The 15,497-nt window shown below is 62.5% G+C and carries 17 protein-coding genes and 1 tRNA gene; 11 read left to right on the forward strand and 7 right to left on the reverse strand.

What is annotated here, in order from left to right; translation table 11 throughout:
* Positions 1-120 precede the first annotated feature (120 nt).
* The 5 genes from ACZXDY_RS10490 to ACZXDY_RS10510 all read left to right on the forward strand — a co-directional run bounded on the left by ACZXDY_RS10490 (position 121) and on the right by ACZXDY_RS10510 (position 2,977).
* Positions 121-504, forward strand: a complete 384-nt coding sequence (locus tag ACZXDY_RS10490; RefSeq protein ID WP_464345427.1) for a phasin family protein — start codon at positions 121-123, stop codon at positions 502-504.
* Positions 505-760: 256 nt separating this feature from the next.
* Positions 761-1,195, forward strand: a complete 435-nt coding sequence (locus ACZXDY_RS10495; RefSeq protein ID WP_028167032.1) for a phasin — start codon at positions 761-763, stop codon at positions 1,193-1,195.
* 264 nt (positions 1,196-1,459) lie between these two features.
* Positions 1,460-1,536 (forward strand) — tRNA-His (locus ACZXDY_RS10500).
* A gap of 186 nt (positions 1,537-1,722) precedes the next feature.
* Positions 1,723-2,622: an alpha/beta fold hydrolase gene (locus ACZXDY_RS10505; RefSeq protein WP_464345428.1), complete on the forward strand. Its 900-nt coding sequence runs from the start codon at positions 1,723-1,725 to the stop codon at positions 2,620-2,622.
* Between the two features lie 61 nt (positions 2,623-2,683).
* Positions 2,684-2,977 carry a hypothetical protein gene (locus ACZXDY_RS10510; protein ID WP_464345429.1) on the forward strand — a complete coding sequence of 98 codons (294 nt, stop codon included), beginning with the start codon at positions 2,684-2,686 and terminating at the stop codon, positions 2,975-2,977.
* Between the two features lie 204 nt (positions 2,978-3,181).
* On the opposite strand, the gene ACZXDY_RS10515 is transcribed toward ACZXDY_RS10510, so the two are convergent.
* Positions 3,182-3,511, reverse strand: coding sequence for a septal ring lytic transglycosylase RlpA family protein (locus ACZXDY_RS10515; RefSeq protein WP_464345430.1), 330 nt, complete (start codon positions 3,509-3,511; stop codon positions 3,182-3,184).
* Between the two features lie 654 nt (positions 3,512-4,165).
* Here ACZXDY_RS10515 and ACZXDY_RS10520 point away from each other — a divergent pair.
* From ACZXDY_RS10520 to ACZXDY_RS10535, 4 genes are all read left to right on the forward strand, one after another.
* Positions 4,166-5,053 carry a cation diffusion facilitator family transporter gene (locus ACZXDY_RS10520; RefSeq protein ID WP_464345431.1) on the forward strand — a complete coding sequence of 296 codons (888 nt, stop codon included), beginning with the start codon at positions 4,166-4,168 and terminating at the stop codon, positions 5,051-5,053.
* Between the two features lie 349 nt (positions 5,054-5,402).
* On the forward strand, positions 5,403-5,687 hold the full coding sequence (locus ACZXDY_RS10525) for a hypothetical protein (RefSeq protein WP_349642670.1): 285 nt from the start codon (positions 5,403-5,405) through the stop codon (positions 5,685-5,687).
* A gap of 157 nt (positions 5,688-5,844) precedes the next feature.
* The gene (locus ACZXDY_RS10530; RefSeq protein WP_464345455.1) at positions 5,845-6,138 is read left to right on the forward strand and encodes a hypothetical protein; all 294 of its coding nucleotides are present in this window, start codon (positions 5,845-5,847) and stop codon (positions 6,136-6,138) included.
* 180 nt (positions 6,139-6,318) lie between these two features.
* Complete coding sequence (locus ACZXDY_RS10535) at positions 6,319-6,999, forward strand: ParA family protein (protein ID WP_028165401.1); 681 nt, start codon at positions 6,319-6,321, stop codon at positions 6,997-6,999.
* Positions 7,000-7,211: 212 nt separating this feature from the next.
* On the opposite strand, the gene ACZXDY_RS10540 is transcribed toward ACZXDY_RS10535, so the two are convergent.
* Together ACZXDY_RS10540 and ACZXDY_RS10545 are read right to left on the reverse strand one after the other, a co-directional pair.
* Positions 7,212-7,346: a hypothetical protein gene (locus ACZXDY_RS10540; RefSeq protein ID WP_283807018.1), complete on the reverse strand. Its 135-nt coding sequence runs from the start codon at positions 7,344-7,346 to the stop codon at positions 7,212-7,214.
* A gap of 300 nt (positions 7,347-7,646) precedes the next feature.
* Positions 7,647-7,922 carry a metal-sensitive transcriptional regulator gene (locus tag ACZXDY_RS10545; protein ID WP_028165400.1) on the reverse strand — a complete coding sequence of 92 codons (276 nt, stop codon included), beginning with the start codon at positions 7,920-7,922 and terminating at the stop codon, positions 7,647-7,649.
* A 66-nt stretch (positions 7,923-7,988) separates the two neighbouring features.
* Here ACZXDY_RS10545 and ACZXDY_RS10550 point away from each other — a divergent pair, with 66 nt between their 5' ends.
* A complete protein-coding gene (locus tag ACZXDY_RS10550) occupies positions 7,989-10,379 on the forward strand; it encodes a heavy metal translocating P-type ATPase (RefSeq protein ID WP_464345432.1) in 2,391 nt (796 codons plus the stop codon).
* 139 nt (positions 10,380-10,518) lie between these two features.
* Here the strand turns inward: ACZXDY_RS10550 and ACZXDY_RS10555 are convergent, their stop codons facing one another.
* The 3 genes from ACZXDY_RS10555 to trxB form a co-directional block, all read right to left on the reverse strand.
* On the reverse strand, positions 10,519-11,463 hold the full coding sequence (locus ACZXDY_RS10555) for a 4-hydroxy-tetrahydrodipicolinate synthase family protein (protein ID WP_464345433.1): 945 nt from the start codon (positions 11,461-11,463) through the stop codon (positions 10,519-10,521).
* A gap of 478 nt (positions 11,464-11,941) precedes the next feature.
* On the reverse strand, positions 11,942-12,865 hold the full coding sequence (locus tag ACZXDY_RS10560) for a LysR family transcriptional regulator (RefSeq protein ID WP_028165397.1): 924 nt from the start codon (positions 12,863-12,865) through the stop codon (positions 11,942-11,944).
* A gap of 2 nt (positions 12,866-12,867) precedes the next feature.
* Entirely contained in the window at positions 12,868-13,833 is a 966-nt protein-coding gene (gene trxB / locus ACZXDY_RS10565; protein WP_028165396.1) for a thioredoxin-disulfide reductase, read from the reverse strand.
* Between the two features lie 268 nt (positions 13,834-14,101).
* On the opposite strand from trxB, the gene ACZXDY_RS10570 reads away from it, so the two are divergent.
* Positions 14,102-14,581, forward strand: coding sequence for an Lrp/AsnC family transcriptional regulator (locus ACZXDY_RS10570; RefSeq protein WP_028165395.1), 480 nt, complete (start codon positions 14,102-14,104; stop codon positions 14,579-14,581).
* Between the two features lie 150 nt (positions 14,582-14,731).
* On the opposite strand, the gene ACZXDY_RS10575 is transcribed toward ACZXDY_RS10570, so the two are convergent.
* Positions 14,732-15,133: a DoxX family protein gene (locus tag ACZXDY_RS10575; protein ID WP_028165394.1), complete on the reverse strand. Its 402-nt coding sequence runs from the start codon at positions 15,131-15,133 to the stop codon at positions 14,732-14,734.
* Positions 15,134-15,497 lie beyond the last annotated feature (364 nt).

The raw sequence follows: 15,497 nt of genomic DNA on the forward strand, positions 1-15,497 counted from the left end.
AAGTTCACGACCGCAAAAAAAGCTTCCGTCATTCGGGCGAGGTCTTTTGACGGTAGGCTGGTGCGACCCGAGCGGGGAGGAAAGGGCCAAAAAGGCCTGGCAGAGAACAAGGAGTGGACCATGAGCAACGATGCGCCGGACCGTTTCGAGCTTCCGAAGGACGTGCGATCGATGGCCGAAGCGAGCTTCGAGCAGGCGCGCAAGACCTTCGAGAAGTTTCTGGCCGACGCACAGGAGACCGCAGGCTCGCTGGAGGAGCGCAGCGCCACGGTTCGCGCCGGCGCCAAGGACATTTCGAGCAAGGCGCTCACTTACGCCGAAAACAACGTCAAGGCGTCGCTGGACTATGCGGAATCCCTCGTGAAGGCCAAGGACGTCAGCGAAGTGATGCGGCTGCACGGCGAATATGTGCAGGCCCAGATGCGCGAGCTGGCGCAGCAGGCGAGCGAAATGGGCCAGATCGTCAGCCGCGCCGCGATGGACGCGATCAAGCCGAAACCGTGAGGTTTGGCGCGGCATTAGCCGCCGGTCGGAAACCCTCGGGACCCGTGGGCCGACAAATTCGGCATCGCATCGATTTAACGTTGCGTTGCACAAAATTGACATGATAAAGAGGTTTACTTGTCCTGCCCAGGGACAGGGCATTCCGTGGAATAGGAACTAGGCAGCGTGATCCGATTCGACCGTTCTCGGTCCTCGCGGGCCGGCGGCGTTCGCAATGGGGTCACCGGACTTTACCCCGTTGTGAAGGATGCATGCGATGACCAGTTCGACTGATCCGTTTTCCGCTTCTATCATCCCGTTCGAAGTTCCAGAGCAGATGCGCGCGTTCGCCGAAAAGGGCGTTTCGCAGGCGCGCGACAACTACGCCAAGTTCAAGGACGCCGCCGAGGCCCATAACGGCACCATCGAGGCGGTGTTCACCAGCGCCAGCAAGGGCGCGAGCGAATATACCGCCAAGGTGATGGAGTTCGTGAAGGCCAACACCACCTCGGCGCTCGATTTCGCCCAGGAACTGCTCGGCGCCAAGACGCCCTCCGAGGCTCTGGAGCTGTGGACCACCCAGACCCGCAAGAGCCTCGAGGCCTTCAGCGCCCAGGCCAAGGAACTGACCGAACTCGGCCAGAAGGTCGCCAACCAGACCGCCGAGCCGATCAAGGCCAGCGCCTCGAAATATTACAAGCCGGCCGCCTGACTGAGGCAAAATCACAGAAAGGCCCGGGCGACCGAGCCCGGGCCTTTTGTTTTGGACCTGCGTAGGTCCGTAGCCTGGATGGAGCGAAGCGCAATCCGGGAACGGTGCTGAAGTTTGGAAAGCCCCCGGATTGCGCTTCGCTCCATCCGGGCTACCGGGTATTCGGAAGCGGGAAACCGCCTTGTTCGGCCTTGCCAAAGCGGGGCGTTGCACCTAGTTTCCGGCCCATTCGCGAGGCCCCTTTGCGCGGCCTCGTCGTAGGATGCAGTTGTAGCTCAGTTGGTTAGAGCGCCTGTCTGTGGAACAGGAGGTCGGTGGTTCGAGCCCACCCAACTGTACCAATCTAAGTTGCACCCGCTTCCAACGTGGCTTGATAGGCCGACTATTTGCTCCTCAGGAGCTACGGGCGCGTCAGATTGCCGAGCCCGCTTCAGCTCTTGGTTGATCAACGGCTGCAACGCAACGACGCATGGTGAATTCACGGTTGGGGCGGTATGGTGCTCTGCCTCAACCGCTGGAGTTCGATCATGCACTTCGGGATCAAGGGGTCGCTCGCCGGCGTCGCCTTCGCGGTTGGACTCTCGTCGCCAGTCATCGCCGAGAATGTCAAAGAGCTGAGGGCCGCCGATACGAAATTCGCCTATGTAGAGGCCGGCGAGGGTGATCCGATCGTTCTCGTGCACGGTGGACTTCAGGATTATCGTTTCTGGAATGGGCACCTTCCGGTGCTTTCAAAAAAACATCGCATCATCGCCTATAGCCGGCAGAACCATTTTCCCAACGCAACTAGCAAGGACGGCCTGCCAGATGCCGCGGCGGACGTCCACGGCGAGGATCTGGCCGCCATCCTCGCAGAACTCGGCATAAAACGCGCGCACATCGTCGCGCATTCGGCCGGTGCACATGCCGCGCTGTTCTTCGCATCCAATCATCCCGAGATGGTAATATCGCTGGTCGTCAACGAACCGCCGGCTGCGGGGCTGCTCGCGGGGATACCGGGGAGCGCAGAACTACTGAAAGAGTGGGGCGCGCGATTTGCTTCCTCGCGGGAAGCTTTCCGAAAAGACGATGTCGATACAGGGCTGCGCCTCTTTGCGGAAGCGGTTGGCGGACCCGGCACCTACGACCGACGATCAGATGGCGATCGCAAAATGATGTCCGACAATGCGGCGTCGGCGGTTGCGGACACGATAAGTTCCCGCCCACGTCCGGTGTTTACCTGTGAAATGGCAAAGCGCATTTCGGCGCCAACACTTCTGATCAATGGTGAGCGGAGTCCCGCGTTTTTTCATCGCATCGTGGACCAGTTGGAAAATTGCCTTCCCAAGCGAATGCGCATCAAGATTCCCGACTCCTCTCACACCGTCCCTGGCGAAAATGCACCTGCCTTTGATGAGGCCATCATCACCTTCGTGACAAGCCGCTAGGTCGTTACTAAGGAGATCGCTGAATGAGAGAGGCGCGAGCAACCCGCCGTGAGCCGCGTCTTTGGCGATCAAGAATGCGAAGCCGCTGCATGTTGCCGATGGCATCGCCCCGAATTTGCAAGACGCAACTCTCGTTGTTTCCAATCCACGGCGCACGCTCAATGGAATCGTGGACGAAGCTCTTCTCCACGAGAATGAGGCGGGCTTATTCTTCCTTGCGAAGCTCGGACGCCAAGAGGTCGAGAAGCGCAATCTTCACAGCATAGCTGAGCTGACCAGTCCGGCCAGCATCTATCTTCCGCGTGCCGGCCTGTTCGATTGGAGCAGGTCTAATCGAGCAGCCGCTGGGCGATAGACGGAATGCGGCCTATAAAGGTGTAGGGCATCGTCCTTCCGGATTTCGACGATGCGAGGGCAGTGCTGGCATTCGTCTCGCAGCACATGACGCGAGATTTCTGAAAGCCGACCTTGCTGGATCGGCAGCCAGGGTTTACCAAATCGCCAAGGAGGCCGGGGTCAAGCGCGCGCTGACCTCAGAATGATACTCAAGTTTCGCTCGTCATTCGAGTGAGACCGAGGCGGTCCCGGCCATCCCAAGTGCGCGCGCAGCTCCGTTGGATAGGTCTATGCACCGCCGCTTTATGAAGGGACCACGGTCGTTGATCCGAACCGTGACGCTTCGGCCGGTTGAGTGCGAGGTGACTGTGACGTGAGAGCCGAATGGCCTGGTACGATGCGCCGCGGTCATCGCGTTTGGATCCATCCGCTCGCCCGACGCGGTTCGACCGCCGACGTAGCCATAATGAGAGGCAACACAAGTTTCCGCGGATCCCGATGCAGATGCTGACAAGCAAGTGAGCACCAAGGCGGTACAGATTGGGCGGATCATCGTCTCCCTTCCAGGCTCCCGCCCGATCTGCCAACCTTCACGGAGCTTCGAGGTTCCTGTGCCGTGGATGTCCTGCAGCACAGGCCTCGCCAACGAAAGCGCCGCGGCCCACGCACAAAGCCTAAGAAGCACTTCTCGGCCGGCTCGGCATTAGCCGGAGCTCTCGTTGTCTGCCAGCTTAGGAACGTGGCTACCGTTCCTGCGTTGGCACCGGACGGAGAAACGCGATGGACCCGGTTACGCGGTGTTTGCATTGCGGCAGGAGATTGGTCCCGGTGCTGAGCGCGAACGGGAGAACAGAACTCAAGTGCGTTTGGTGCGACAAGGTGGATCCGGTGAAGACCGAGCCGGTGAGACGGGATGACAGACCGTCGACGGAAAGGCTCAATTCTCACCCCTTGAGAGCCCCTTAAACGAGCCTGCGCGGAGCGAGCCATCTGACATGACGCTTCGATACTCCGCAACGTCAATCACCGAACTCGAACAAGTCCCGGGTCGACCCGCTTCCTGTAGCGCGGATCGTACTTGTCGTGGCGCTGCACTCCGCGTGTGGCGCAACTCAAATTCATTCGCATCTGAGCGCTGCGATTGAAGTTGCAAGCCTTCCGTCGCCTCGGTACAGCACGTGGCCCACCACTCAACACGATCCGAGCGATGAACAAGCCACTGAACGTTGCGATAGGAAGCATTCTCGTCAGCGTTTTGGTGCTCGGTTTGAAATACCTGGCGTATTGGCTGACCGGGTCCATTGCACTCTACTCCGACGCGCTCGAAAGCATCGTCAACGTCGTCACCGCCGTTGTTGCATTCTGGGCGGTTCGCATGTCGGCAAAGCCCGCCGACGCCAATCATCCGTTCGGGCATCACAAGATCGAATACTTCAGCGCGGTGTTGGTAGGCGTGATGATCATCATCGCGGCGCTCCTGATCGTGCGCGAGGCGTATGACGGCTTCCTGCACCCGAGAAAACTGGCTGTCGTGCCGGAAGGGCTGCTCGTGAACGGGCTCGCCAGCATCGTCAACGCCATCTGGGCCTGGGTGTTGATCGTGCGGGGACGGCGCATGCGCTCGCCGGCGCTGGTTGCGGACGGCCGACATCTCCTGACCGATGTGATCTCTTCCGTCGGCATACTGATCGGGCTTGTGCTCGCGCTCGTCATGAAATGGGAGTTTCTCGATCCTGCGCTTGCCCTGATCGTCGCTGCGACAATCCTGTGGTCCGGTTGGGGGGTCCTCAAGGAGTCCGCCGGGGGCCTGCTGGATGAAGCGGTGCCCGAGGCAACGTTGAACGCGATTCGGCGGACGATTGCCGACCATGCGGCCGGTGCGCTGGAAGCTCACGACGTTCGCACGCGCCACGCAGGGCGCGTCACGTTCATCGAGTTCCACCTCGTCGTCCCCGGGCAGATGACGGTGTCAGAGGCGCACCGGATATGTGACCGTCTCGAAGCGGCCTTGCGGGCGGAGGATGAAGACAGGCGGATCACCATCCATGTCGAGCCGGAAGAGAAGGCCAAACATTCCGGCATCGTCGTCGTCTGATACCGGCTTGTCACCTGAGCGTGACCTTATCGAGGTCGGGACATCAGTGATCCCTAAGCGAGTGAATGAGTCTGCATAAACTCGCCATGCGATGAAGCTTTTGCGCAACACCCGCGCCTGATACGAATGTAACATTACTGGAAAGAATTTCTTCAGCGTTATCAGCAGCTAAGTCCATCCGCTGCAATTCCGGCACCTGTATCGCTCCATCAAGCCATCATCCTTCCTTGTTCTGGCCATCTTACTGCTGACGCCGTGCCGCGCTTCGGCTGTGATGTTCCCGTCACCTTGGCTTGCCAATCCAACAGCCTTCATCGACTATTTCCGCAGATCGATGACGAGAGGAACAATGACGATTCTCGGCTCCACTTATTACAGGTTCGGTTTGCTGTTGGCCGCGACGGTGATCGTCGCAACGTGGCCACGACCCGGCGCCGCTTACACGCCCGAGCAGCAGCAGGCTTGCTCGCCCGATGCGATGCGACTCTGCAGCGCGTTCATTCCTGATGTCGACATGATCACCGCCTGCATGGTCCGCAACAAGGCGCAGCTCTCGCCGCCGTGCCGCGTGTTCTTCAGTGCTGACCCGGAGGAACGACGGGAGCGCAGGCGTCGCGCAAGGTCCGCGGAATAAGGTGCGACATCGCGAAATCGCGAAGCAACGCGAGTCCGGCGGGAGTCGGACGAGCGCTGGTTCAAGTCCTGCGCGCGCGACAGACTGACGCCTTGCGGCGTTTTCGCTCATCAACATCTTCTCACCAGAGGAGAATCCGGTGAGCGAACACGACAGAATGGAAATGGACCGGCACTTTGCCTGGTTCGAAGGCAAGCTGCCGCCGCGGCCCGCCAGGTTTGTCGGATGGCTGCGCAAGCCGTCGTCGCGCTACGCGCGGATGCCGCTTGCCGTTCTGCTGATGCTCGGCGGCGTCTTCAGCTTCCTGCCGGTGCTCGGCCTATGGATGCTGCCGCTTGGACTCCTTTTGTTCGCGCAAGACGTGCCAGCGTTACAAAAGCCCACCGCGCGGACTCTCGGGTGGGTTGAGCGCAAGTGGACCGAGCGCCGGCGCGCAAAAAACGTGCCGTGATTCGCGGCAAAAACGCGCATTCGCTTCTATTGCTGGTTGTGTGCACCGCAAGGTGTGACTCAAACAACAACATTTTCCGGCAATTTGCGGCTCACGCCCCATTGTCCGCAAATTTCTGCTTTCGCGAATCACCACGCTGATTCATTTTCGTGGTCTGGGGTCAATCTGGAGGCCAACGTAATGAACGTGATTGTTTTTGCTTCGCGTAAGGGGGGCTCGGGCAAAAGCACCCTGGCTGCTCATCTGGCTGCCCATGTACACAAATCGACCAAGCCTTGTCTGCTGATCGACGCGGATCCGCAGGGCTCGCTGACGCTGTGGCACAAGCTGCGCGGCACCAACGAACCGCCGATCAAGGCCGCCGTCAATTCCGTGAGCGGCATCGTGGCTGCGGCCAAGCGCGACGGGATCGAGTGGGTGTTCATCGACACGCCGCCGAACCTGTCGGCCGTCGTCGACGATGCCATCAAGAATGCGACCATGGTGATCATTCCGGCGCGGCCTGGCGTGTTCGACGTCAACGCGGTGCAGGAAACGATCCAGACCTGCCGTTCAACGCGCAAGCCCTATGCGGTCGTGATCAACGGCGCGCCGGCTCAGCGCGATGGCGCCGAGAGCCCGATCGTCACGATCGCGCGCGAGTCGCTGGCGAAATTCCGTGCACCGGTCTGGAGCGGACAGATCACCAATCGCGCCGATCTGCTGATGGCGCTGAGCCATGGTGAAGGCGCCCGCGAATATGATGCCGAGGGGCGCGCGGCCGCCGAGATCGGCCGGCTGTGGGCCGCGATCGAACGTTCGATCAAGGCGATCCGCGGCGCGGCATCGGCCAGCGGCGCGATGCACAAGCAGGCGGCCTGATCAACGACAGGCCTTCCAGACTGACAAAAGCGCGCGGCCCCCCGCGCGTTTTTGTTGGTGGTTGGTTGTTGGTGACGTACCAACACACTCCGTCATTCCGGGGCGCGCCTCTTGGCGCGAGCCCGGAATCCATTTCGCCGCGCGGTCTGCGGATGAATGGATTCCGGGTTCGCGCGATGCGCGCCCCGGAATGACTGAGTGCGTGGTGGCGTTCACGCCACCATCAGCATGTAGAAGATGATGACCGGCGAGAGGGTGAGGATCACCGACCAGATGCCGAGCGCCCAGAGGATGTCGCCGGTCGTAAATCCTTGATGGTGTAAAACTGGATCAAATTCTTTGTGCACGATGCGCCCCGTATTCTTTGGCGGGGCGATGGATAGCTGAAGCTTTTTAAGGTTCCGCTCGCAGTTTCGCTTGCATTTGACCACAGGTGCTACCGCGGATTAACCACGGCGCGGCGGCCTCTTCTTGCGCGTGTGGAGAGAGCTGATCCCCACCCGGTTTGCCTGACGCGCAAACCGACCTCCCCTTTTCAAGGGGAGGTGACCACGCAGCCGCTGACTCCCTGCGCTCCTTGCTTGAAAGGGGGAAGGCTGGGATGGAGGTCAGCAGCGATTCACGCCGTCTGAGGGGAAGCGAGAGCATCACCGATCGGCGCGGCCGATCACGTCCATCAACTCGGCGATCTTTTGGCGCTGGTCGGCCTTGTCGCCGGAGGAGATCGCGTGCTCGACGCAATGGGCGACGTGGTCGCGCAAGACCTCCTCCTCGACCCGCCGCAGCGCGGCGCGTGCGGCGGCGATCTGGGTCACCACGTCGATGCAATAGCGGTCGTCCTCGACCATCTTGGCGAGGCCGCGGATCTGGCCTTCGATTCGTTTCAGCCGTTTGAGGCAGGAACTCTTGATCTCGTCACGCATAGGGTTCATATACCCCCATAGGGTATCAGGTTCAAGGGCCGGAGCTCGGCCCGGGAAGAGTTCGCTATGACAGAGGCAGGGCGCGGTCACGCGCATGAGGGGCACGCGCATCGTCATGGCGCCCCAGCGGCTAGCTGCTGCGGCGGCAAGCACGGCGCCGCGGACGAGGGCGGCGCGCTTGCGACCGATCCCGTCTGCGGCATGAAGGTCGATCGTGCCACCGCCAAGCATCGCTTCAGCTACAAGGGCGAGGATTACGTCTTCTGCGGCGCGCGCTGCCGCGAACGGTTTGCGGCCGAGCCGGAGAAATTTTTAAAGCCCCGCGAGAGCGAGCCGGCGCTGCCCCCCGGCACCATCTACACCTGCCCGATGCATCCGGAAGTGAGGCAGGTCGGGCCGGGCTCCTGCCCGATCTGCGGCATGGCGCTCGAACCGGAAGAGGTGACGCTCGACGACAAGCCCGATCCGGAGCTCGTCGACATGACACGCCGGTTCTGGATCGCGCTGGTGCTGACGCTGCCGGTGTTCGCGATCGAGATGGGCGGCCATGCCTTCGGCCTCGAACTGGTGCCGATGGGATGGGCGAACTGGATCTCGTTCGCGCTGGCGACGCCGGTGGTGTTGTGGGCCGGCGCGCCGTTCTTCGTGCGCGGCTGGCAGTCGCTGGTGACGCGCAATCTCAACATGTTCACGCTGATCGCGATGGGCGTCGGTGTCGCCTATGTCTACAGCGTGGTCGGCACGCTGGCGCCGCATCTGTTCCCGCCGGCGTTCCGCGATATGCACGGCCAGGTCGCGGTCTATTTCGAGGCTGCCGCCGTGATCACGGTATTGGTGCTACTCGGGCAGGTGCTCGAGTTGCGGGCGCGGGCGCGGACTTCGGGCGCGATCCGCGCGCTGCTCGGGCTGGCGCCGAAGACGGCACGGCGTATCACCGACCATGGCGATGAAGACGTCGCGATCGAGGCGATCGCGGTTGGCGATCGCCTGCGCGTGCGTCCGGGTGAGAAGGTGCCGGTCGACGGCATCGTCATCGAAGGTCACGCGGTGCTCGACGAATCCATGGTCACCGGCGAATCGATGCCGGTGTCCAAGAACGAGGGTGACCGCGTGATCGGCGGCACCGTCAACCAGAGCGGCGGCTTCGTCATGCGCGCCGAGAAGATCGGCCGCGACACCATGCTGGCGCGGATCGTCGACATGGTCGCGAAGGCGCAGCGCTCGCGGGCGCCGATCCAGCGGCTCGCCGATCGCGTCGCCGGCTGGTTCGTGCCCGCGGTGATCGCGGTCGCGGTGCTGGCGTTCGCCGCCTGGGCGGTGTTCGGGCCCGAGCCGCGCTTCACCTTCGGACTGGTCGCGGCCGTCACCGTCCTGATCATCGCCTGCCCTTGCGCGCTTGGGCTTGCCACGCCGATGTCGATCATGGTCGGGGTCGGGCGCGGCGCGCATTCGGGCATCCTGATCCGCAACGCGGAGGCGCTGGAGCGGATGGAGAGCATCGACACGCTGGTGCTCGACAAGACTGGCACGCTTACCGAGGGCAAGCCGAAGGTGGTCGGCGTGATCGCCGCGAAGGAGTTCGACGAGACCGAACTGCTGCGCCTTGCCGCCAGCGTCGAGCGGGGCAGCGAGCATCCGTTGGCGCTGGCGATCCTGAATGCCGCCAAGGAGCGCCAGCTTGCACTCGCCGAGGTCAGCGGCTTCACCTCACCGTCCGGCAAGGGCGCAACCGGCGCGATCGAAGGCAGGCAGGTCGCGCTCGGCAATGCCATGCTGATGGGCGAATTGAGGATCGCAACCAGCGCGCTCGATGCGGCGGCGGAGACCGCGCGGCAGGACGGCGCGACCGCGATCTATGTTGCGGTCGACGGGCGTGCGGCCGGCGTGATCGCGATCGCCGATCCGATCAAGCCGTCGGCCAGGGACGCGCTCGCGGCACTGCGCGGCGACGGCCTGCGCGTCGTGATGCTGACCGGCGACAATGCGACCACCGCGCGCGCGGTGGCGAAGCGGCTCGGCATCGAGGAGGTCGAAGCCGGCGTGCTGCCGGACCGCAAGAGCGAGGTGGTGGAGCGGCTGCGCGGCGAGGGCCGTGTCGTCGCGATGGTCGGTGACGGCGTCAATGACGCGCCGGCGCTGGCGGCCGCCGATGTCGGCATCGCCATGGGCGGCGGCACCGACGTCGCGATCGAGAGCGCCGGCGTGACGCTGCTCACCGGCGATCTCCGCGGCCTGGTGCGGGCGCGGCGGCTATCGGTTGCGACCATGCGCAACATCCGCCAGAACCTGATGTTCGCATTCGTCTACAACGCCGCCGGCGTGCCGATCGCGGCCGGCGTGCTCTATCCGGTGTTCGGCATTTTGCTGTCACCGATGATCGGCGCCGCCGCGATGGCGCTGTCCTCCGTCAGCGTCATCGGCAACGCACTGCGGCTTGCAAGGGCGAAGCTGGATTGATTGTCGCTGTTTCGCGCTACGCTGCTCACAATAGTAACGCCGGTGTCGTCCCGGCCTTGAGCCGGGACCCATAACCACCAATGTTGGTTGTTTGCAGTCGCGCGGAGTTCCAGCTTAGCGCCACAGTGAGATTTTGTGGTTATGGGTCCCGGCTCAAGGCTGGGACGACGAGGCTCTCCTCGCGTTGACGACTCCTGCGCTCGATCTCGCGATCCAGCCGCGCCGCAAGCTCCATGCTCACCTCGACCATCGGCAGTCGCACTTCCGCGCTGTCGATCAAACCCGTGCGCCACAGCCAATGCTTGGCTGGCGCCGGGCTCGGCTCGACGAACAACAGGCGCGTCAAGTCGGAAATGCCTTGCCACGCTGCCGATGCGGCCTCGCGCTTGCCCTGCCTCAGCAGCGATCGCACCGAGGCGAATACTTCGGTTTCGACATGCGCGGACAACAGGATCGCGCCGTCGGCGCCGTCGCTGAGCGCGTCGAAATATTGCGCGTCCTCGCCGGTCAGCACGCGGAAGCCGGGCGGACGTTGCGCGAGGAAGTCGATCGATTGCGCGCGGTCGGCACAGCAGTCCTTCATGCCGACGATGTTCGGATGCTCTGCGAGCGCGAGCAGCGTCTCGTTGGTGATGTTGACCGCGGTCCGGTAGGGAATGTTGTAGATCAGGAGCGGCCAGGAGGCGTGATCGGCCAGCTCGGTGAAATGCTGCAGAAGGCCGCGCTGCGACGGCCTGACGTAATAGGGGCTCGCGATCAGGTAGAAGTCGATCGGCCAGGCCGCCGTCTCGTCCAGCACGTCCTTGATCTTGGCGGTGCTGGCGCCGGAGAGGCCGAGACAGATCGGCAGGTAACGGCCGACATCGTTGATCTCTGACCGTACCACCTCCACAAGCTGTTCGAGCTCGCAGATAGCCAGCGACATGCCTTCGCCTGACGTGGCGCCGAGGATCAATCCGTCGACCGGGCCGCTTGCGTAGTGCCGCACCAAACGGCGCAGGGACTGCTCGTCGAGCTTGCCGTCGCGAAATGGCGTGATCAGGGGCAGCCACAGGCCCTGTAGTGGCTCGGATAGATCAGTCATGGTCCTTCTCCTTGAGTAGCGTGAAACGCCGGAGACGGGACCAATAAAAAACCCCGTCCAGGCGGCGGGGTCTTCGGGATCGGTTCGGTCGATGTAACTCTATCGCGCGCGTCGATCTCGGCTCCCCGCATGGGGAGCTTTTTTCGACGACAAAGCTGCGCACGAATTCGTGATCATGTCGCGATACTGGTGGGACAGCCGGAGGTTGTCAATGCACGGTTGAGGGCAGAAGGCGAAAAGAAGCCGGGCTCGATCGAGCCCGGCTTAAGGTATTGGCCACGTGAGGCCGACACAATCACCTTCCAAGAGGGATTACTGAGCTTCCGCACCACTGGAGGAGGGGGACATAAGCGTAGCGCGACCGCTCAGCGCACAAGCACTATGATCCCCATCAGTGCCATGCAGCAACCGTCCGAGCCGCATGTCAGACATGCGGAGTCCGGGGCCTCTATGAAAATGGCCGAATGAAAACGGCCGATTACGACGGCCAGCGCTGCGCCTTGCTGACCACGAAGTCGCGGAAGACCTGCACGCGCGCCACCGTCTTCAACTCTTCCGGATAGACGAAGTAGGTGTCGAGCTGGATCGAGTCGGACTCGCCGAACAGTTGCACCAGACGGCTATCTTCCTCGACCAGGTAATCCGGCAGCGCGGCGATGCCGAGACCCTGCTGACAGGCGCGTACCAACCCCAGGATGTTGTTGACCTTGAAGTAGGGTTCGCGCGGACCCGAGCCGTTGCGGCCGGCATCGATCAGCCAGGCGCGGTTCTGCAGATGCGTCGGGACCTGGGAGTCGCCGAGCATGATGATGCGGTGCGAGTCGAGATCGTCGAGCGTGCGCGGCGTGCCGAAGCGCTTGATGTATTCCGGCGAGCAATAGGCGTGGAAGCCGATCGAGAACAGCTTGCGCTGGATCAGGTCGGGCTGCGTCGGCTTGCGCGTGCGGATCGCGACATCGGCTTCGCGCATCGAGAGATCGAGATCCTCGTCGGTGACGATCAGCGAGATCCGGATGTCCGGATAGAGCTGAGTGAATTCGTCGAGCCGCGGGATCAGCCAGTTGATGCCGAGCGCCGGCGGCGTCGTGATCTTGAGGTCGCCGCTCGGCCGCTCCCGGCTGTCGGTGAGCTTTGCCCGCGCCGCCTGCAACTGCATGAAGACGTCATGGGCGGTGCGGAACAACAGGTCGCCCTGCTCGGTGAGGATCAGGCCGCGGGCGTGGCGGTGAAACAGCGAGACCGAAAGCTCCTGCTCCAGCGCGCTGACTTGCCTGGAGACCGCCGACTGCGAGAGGCCAAGCTGCTCGCCGGCATGCGTGAAGCTTCCCGCTTCCGCCGCCGCGTGAAACACCTTCAGCTTGTCCCAGTCCATGTCCGTAAATCCATCGCGTGTTCTAGCCATGATCATTCCGCCGCCGCGCGATCGCTCGCGCGCAAAGCCAGGAAGCGTTCAGCCTCAAGCGCTGCCATGCAGCCGAGGCCGGCGGCCGTCACCGCCTGGCGATAGGTTTCGTCCGCCACGTCGCCGGCGGCAAACAGCCCGGGCACGGAGGTCGCAGTCGAATTGGGCGCCACCTCGACATAGCCGGAGGGTTTGAGTTTGATCTGGCCTTTGACGAGATCTGTCGCAGGCGCATGACCGATGGCGATGAAGACGCCGTCGGCCGGCACTTCGGTCAGTGCGCCGGTCTTGACGTTCTTCAAGCGTACATGGGTGACCTTGGTCGGGTTCTCAGCGCCGAGGATCTCGTCAATGGCGCTGTCCCAGACCACCTTGATCTTCGGATGCTTGAACAGGCGGTCCTGCAGGATGCGCTCGGCGCGGAAATGATCGCGGCGATGCACGATGGTGACCTGCGAGGCGAAGTTGGTGAGGAACAGCGCTTCCTCGACCGCGGTGTTGCCGCCGCCGACCACGATGACCTCCTTGCCGCGATAGAAGAAGCCATCGCAGGTTGCACAGGCCGAAACGCCAAAGCCCTTGTACGTCTCTTCCGACGGCAGCCCGAGCCAGCGCGCCTGCGCGCCGGTGGCGAGCACGACGGTCTCGGCAAGATAGACATCGCCGCTATCGCAGGTCAGGCGGAACGGCCGCTGCGACAGGTCAAGTTTGGTGACGAGATCGGTGACGAGCTTGGTGCCGACATGCGCGGCCTGCTTCTCCATCTGTTCCATGAGCCAGGGGCCCTGGATTACGTCGGCGAAGCCCGGATAGTTCTCCACATCGGTGGTGATGGTGAGCTGCCCGCCCGGCTGGATGCCCTGGATCAGCACCGGCTCCAGCATCGCCCGCGCCGCGTAGATCGCCGCGGTGTAGCCGGCCGGACCGGACCCGATGATGACGACCTTGGCATGAATTGGAGCAGGCATAGCGAATCCCTTCTCAGGGGCGATTTTGTCAGGACTTGTGCGGAAAGCGCCTGGAAAGGCATCGCGGCGGCGCCGCCAGAGTCAAACCCAACTCTAATATATCTGGGTAGCTATGCAAGAATTGCAATCCATATCAGCGGTTTTTCCCCGGGGCCGCGTCAAATCTCGCACTGCACGCGCAATAAAATTGCGGCTGTCGACCCGACTGGGTTATGAGAGTTGCCGTCAGAACCACCAAATCCTCCAAGCCCTTGGGAACCAGACCCGCGTGTCTAAGAATCTTGACGAGATTGACCTTCGGATTCTCGCCGAAATCCAGGCCGATGGCCGAATCACAAATGTGGAATTGGCCAAGCGCGTCGGCATTTCGCCGCCGCCCTGCCTGCGCCGCGTCAGGGCGCTGGAGGAAGCGGGCTATATCCTGGGCTATCGCGGATTGCTCGACCCGCAGCGGCTCGGCTTCGATGTGACGGTGTTTGCCGCGGTGCACCTGTCGAGCCAGGCGGACGCGGATCTGCGCGCGTTCGAGGATTTCGTGCGCAAGGAGCCCTTGGTGCGGGAGTGCTGGATGCTGTCGGGCGAGGTGGATTTCATCCTGAAATGCGTGGCCCCTGACATGGCGACGTTCCAGAACTTCGTCACCCACCTCACCGCCGCGCCTCACGTGCGCAATGTCAGGACATCGCTGGTGCTGCATAATTCGAAATACGAGGCCGCCGTGCCGCTGGATGTGAAAGCGGCGGGGTGAGTTTCTTCTCCTTCCCCCTGAAAGGGGGAAGGTCGGGATGGGGGTCCGCCACGGGCGCTGGCGTGCGTGGAGAGAGGATCCCCACCCGGTTTTGCGCGTGACACGCGCAAAACCGACCTCCCCTTTTCAAGGGGAGGTGAGGGACGACGACTACTTCTTCCTTGCGGCGTCGATGCTGATGGGGCCGCCGCCGGCGGTTGCGAGATAAAGGCAGGCGAAGCAGAACAGGATCGCTGCGGTGCCGTTGTTGAGCAACGGGAGAAACACCGGCGCGGACGGGTTCTTGAACATGTGCCCGAGGAAGTAAGCGAAGGCCATCTCGCCCGACAGGATGAACGCGGACAGCCGAGTGAACAGGCCAACCATCAGGAGCGCGCCGAGCACGAGCTCGAGCATGCCGGCGGCCACGATCAGCGGCGGGATGTCGGCGAAATAGGGGATGACCGGAAATTTGAAGATCTTGGCGACGCCGTACTGAAACAGCAGAAGCCCGGTGATGAAGCGAAACAGGCTGAGCGCGAGCGGCTGCCATTTCGAGAAAATCTGGTCCATATGTTCTACCCCCTCTGGTGCATGACCGCGGGCATCGTCCGCGGCGAATGGTCGTCTCGCGATGAAATGCCGCTGTCCACAGGCGGTCAGCTCGATACGCAGAACTGCGCGCGCAGTTCCTTGTATCGAACCAAAAAATCGGCGCCGTTACCGGAATGTCCCCTCGCGATAGTTATGAAGCATAATCAAGTGTACGTGTCGCAGACGAGGGAAATGCGACAGCGGTTCCACTCACAATCCCGTTAACGGAATATCAACCGTAACCTGTAGCCGGGCGGAGCGAACGGGGCGCGCGTTCGCGCGACCCGTTGGCTCCACCGGCTACAGCAAGAAAAAAGCCGCGTCGGGAGAACGCGGCCTCTTT

The organism is Bradyrhizobium sp. LeoB3 (assembly GCF_055456055.1).

What these genes read in the sequence shown, in the direction of transcription:
- ACZXDY_RS10535 (WP_028165401.1), top strand. Translation starts at nt 6,319, where the DNA reads ATGAACGTGATTGTTTTTGCTTCGCGTAAGGGGGGCTCGGGCAAAAGC.
- ACZXDY_RS10490 (WP_464345427.1), top strand. Translation starts at nt 121, where the DNA reads ATGAGCAACGATGCGCCGGACCGTTTCGAGCTTCCGAAGGACGTGCGA.
- ACZXDY_RS10545 (WP_028165400.1), bottom strand. Translation starts at nt 7,922, where the DNA reads ATGCGTGACGAGATCAAGAGTTCCTGCCTCAAACGGCTGAAACGAATC.
- ACZXDY_RS10520 (WP_464345431.1), top strand. Translation starts at nt 4,166, where the DNA reads ATGAACAAGCCACTGAACGTTGCGATAGGAAGCATTCTCGTCAGCGTT.
- trxB (WP_028165396.1), bottom strand. Translation starts at nt 13,833, where the DNA reads ATGCCTGCTCCAATTCATGCCAAGGTCGTCATCATCGGGTCCGGTCCG.
- ACZXDY_RS10525 (WP_349642670.1), top strand. Translation starts at nt 5,403, where the DNA reads ATGACGATTCTCGGCTCCACTTATTACAGGTTCGGTTTGCTGTTGGCC.
- ACZXDY_RS10495 (WP_028167032.1), top strand. Translation starts at nt 761, where the DNA reads ATGACCAGTTCGACTGATCCGTTTTCCGCTTCTATCATCCCGTTCGAA.
- ACZXDY_RS10550 (WP_464345432.1), top strand. Translation starts at nt 7,989, where the DNA reads ATGACAGAGGCAGGGCGCGGTCACGCGCATGAGGGGCACGCGCATCGT.
- ACZXDY_RS10530 (WP_464345455.1), top strand. Translation starts at nt 5,845, where the DNA reads ATGGAAATGGACCGGCACTTTGCCTGGTTCGAAGGCAAGCTGCCGCCG.
- ACZXDY_RS10505 (WP_464345428.1), top strand. Translation starts at nt 1,723, where the DNA reads ATGCACTTCGGGATCAAGGGGTCGCTCGCCGGCGTCGCCTTCGCGGTT.
- ACZXDY_RS10555 (WP_464345433.1), bottom strand. Translation starts at nt 11,463, where the DNA reads ATGACTGATCTATCCGAGCCACTACAGGGCCTGTGGCTGCCCCTGATC.
- ACZXDY_RS10515 (WP_464345430.1), bottom strand. Translation starts at nt 3,511, where the DNA reads ATGATCCGCCCAATCTGTACCGCCTTGGTGCTCACTTGCTTGTCAGCA.
- ACZXDY_RS10575 (WP_028165394.1), bottom strand. Translation starts at nt 15,133, where the DNA reads ATGGACCAGATTTTCTCGAAATGGCAGCCGCTCGCGCTCAGCCTGTTT.
- ACZXDY_RS10560 (WP_028165397.1), bottom strand. Translation starts at nt 12,865, where the DNA reads ATGGCTAGAACACGCGATGGATTTACGGACATGGACTGGGACAAGCTG.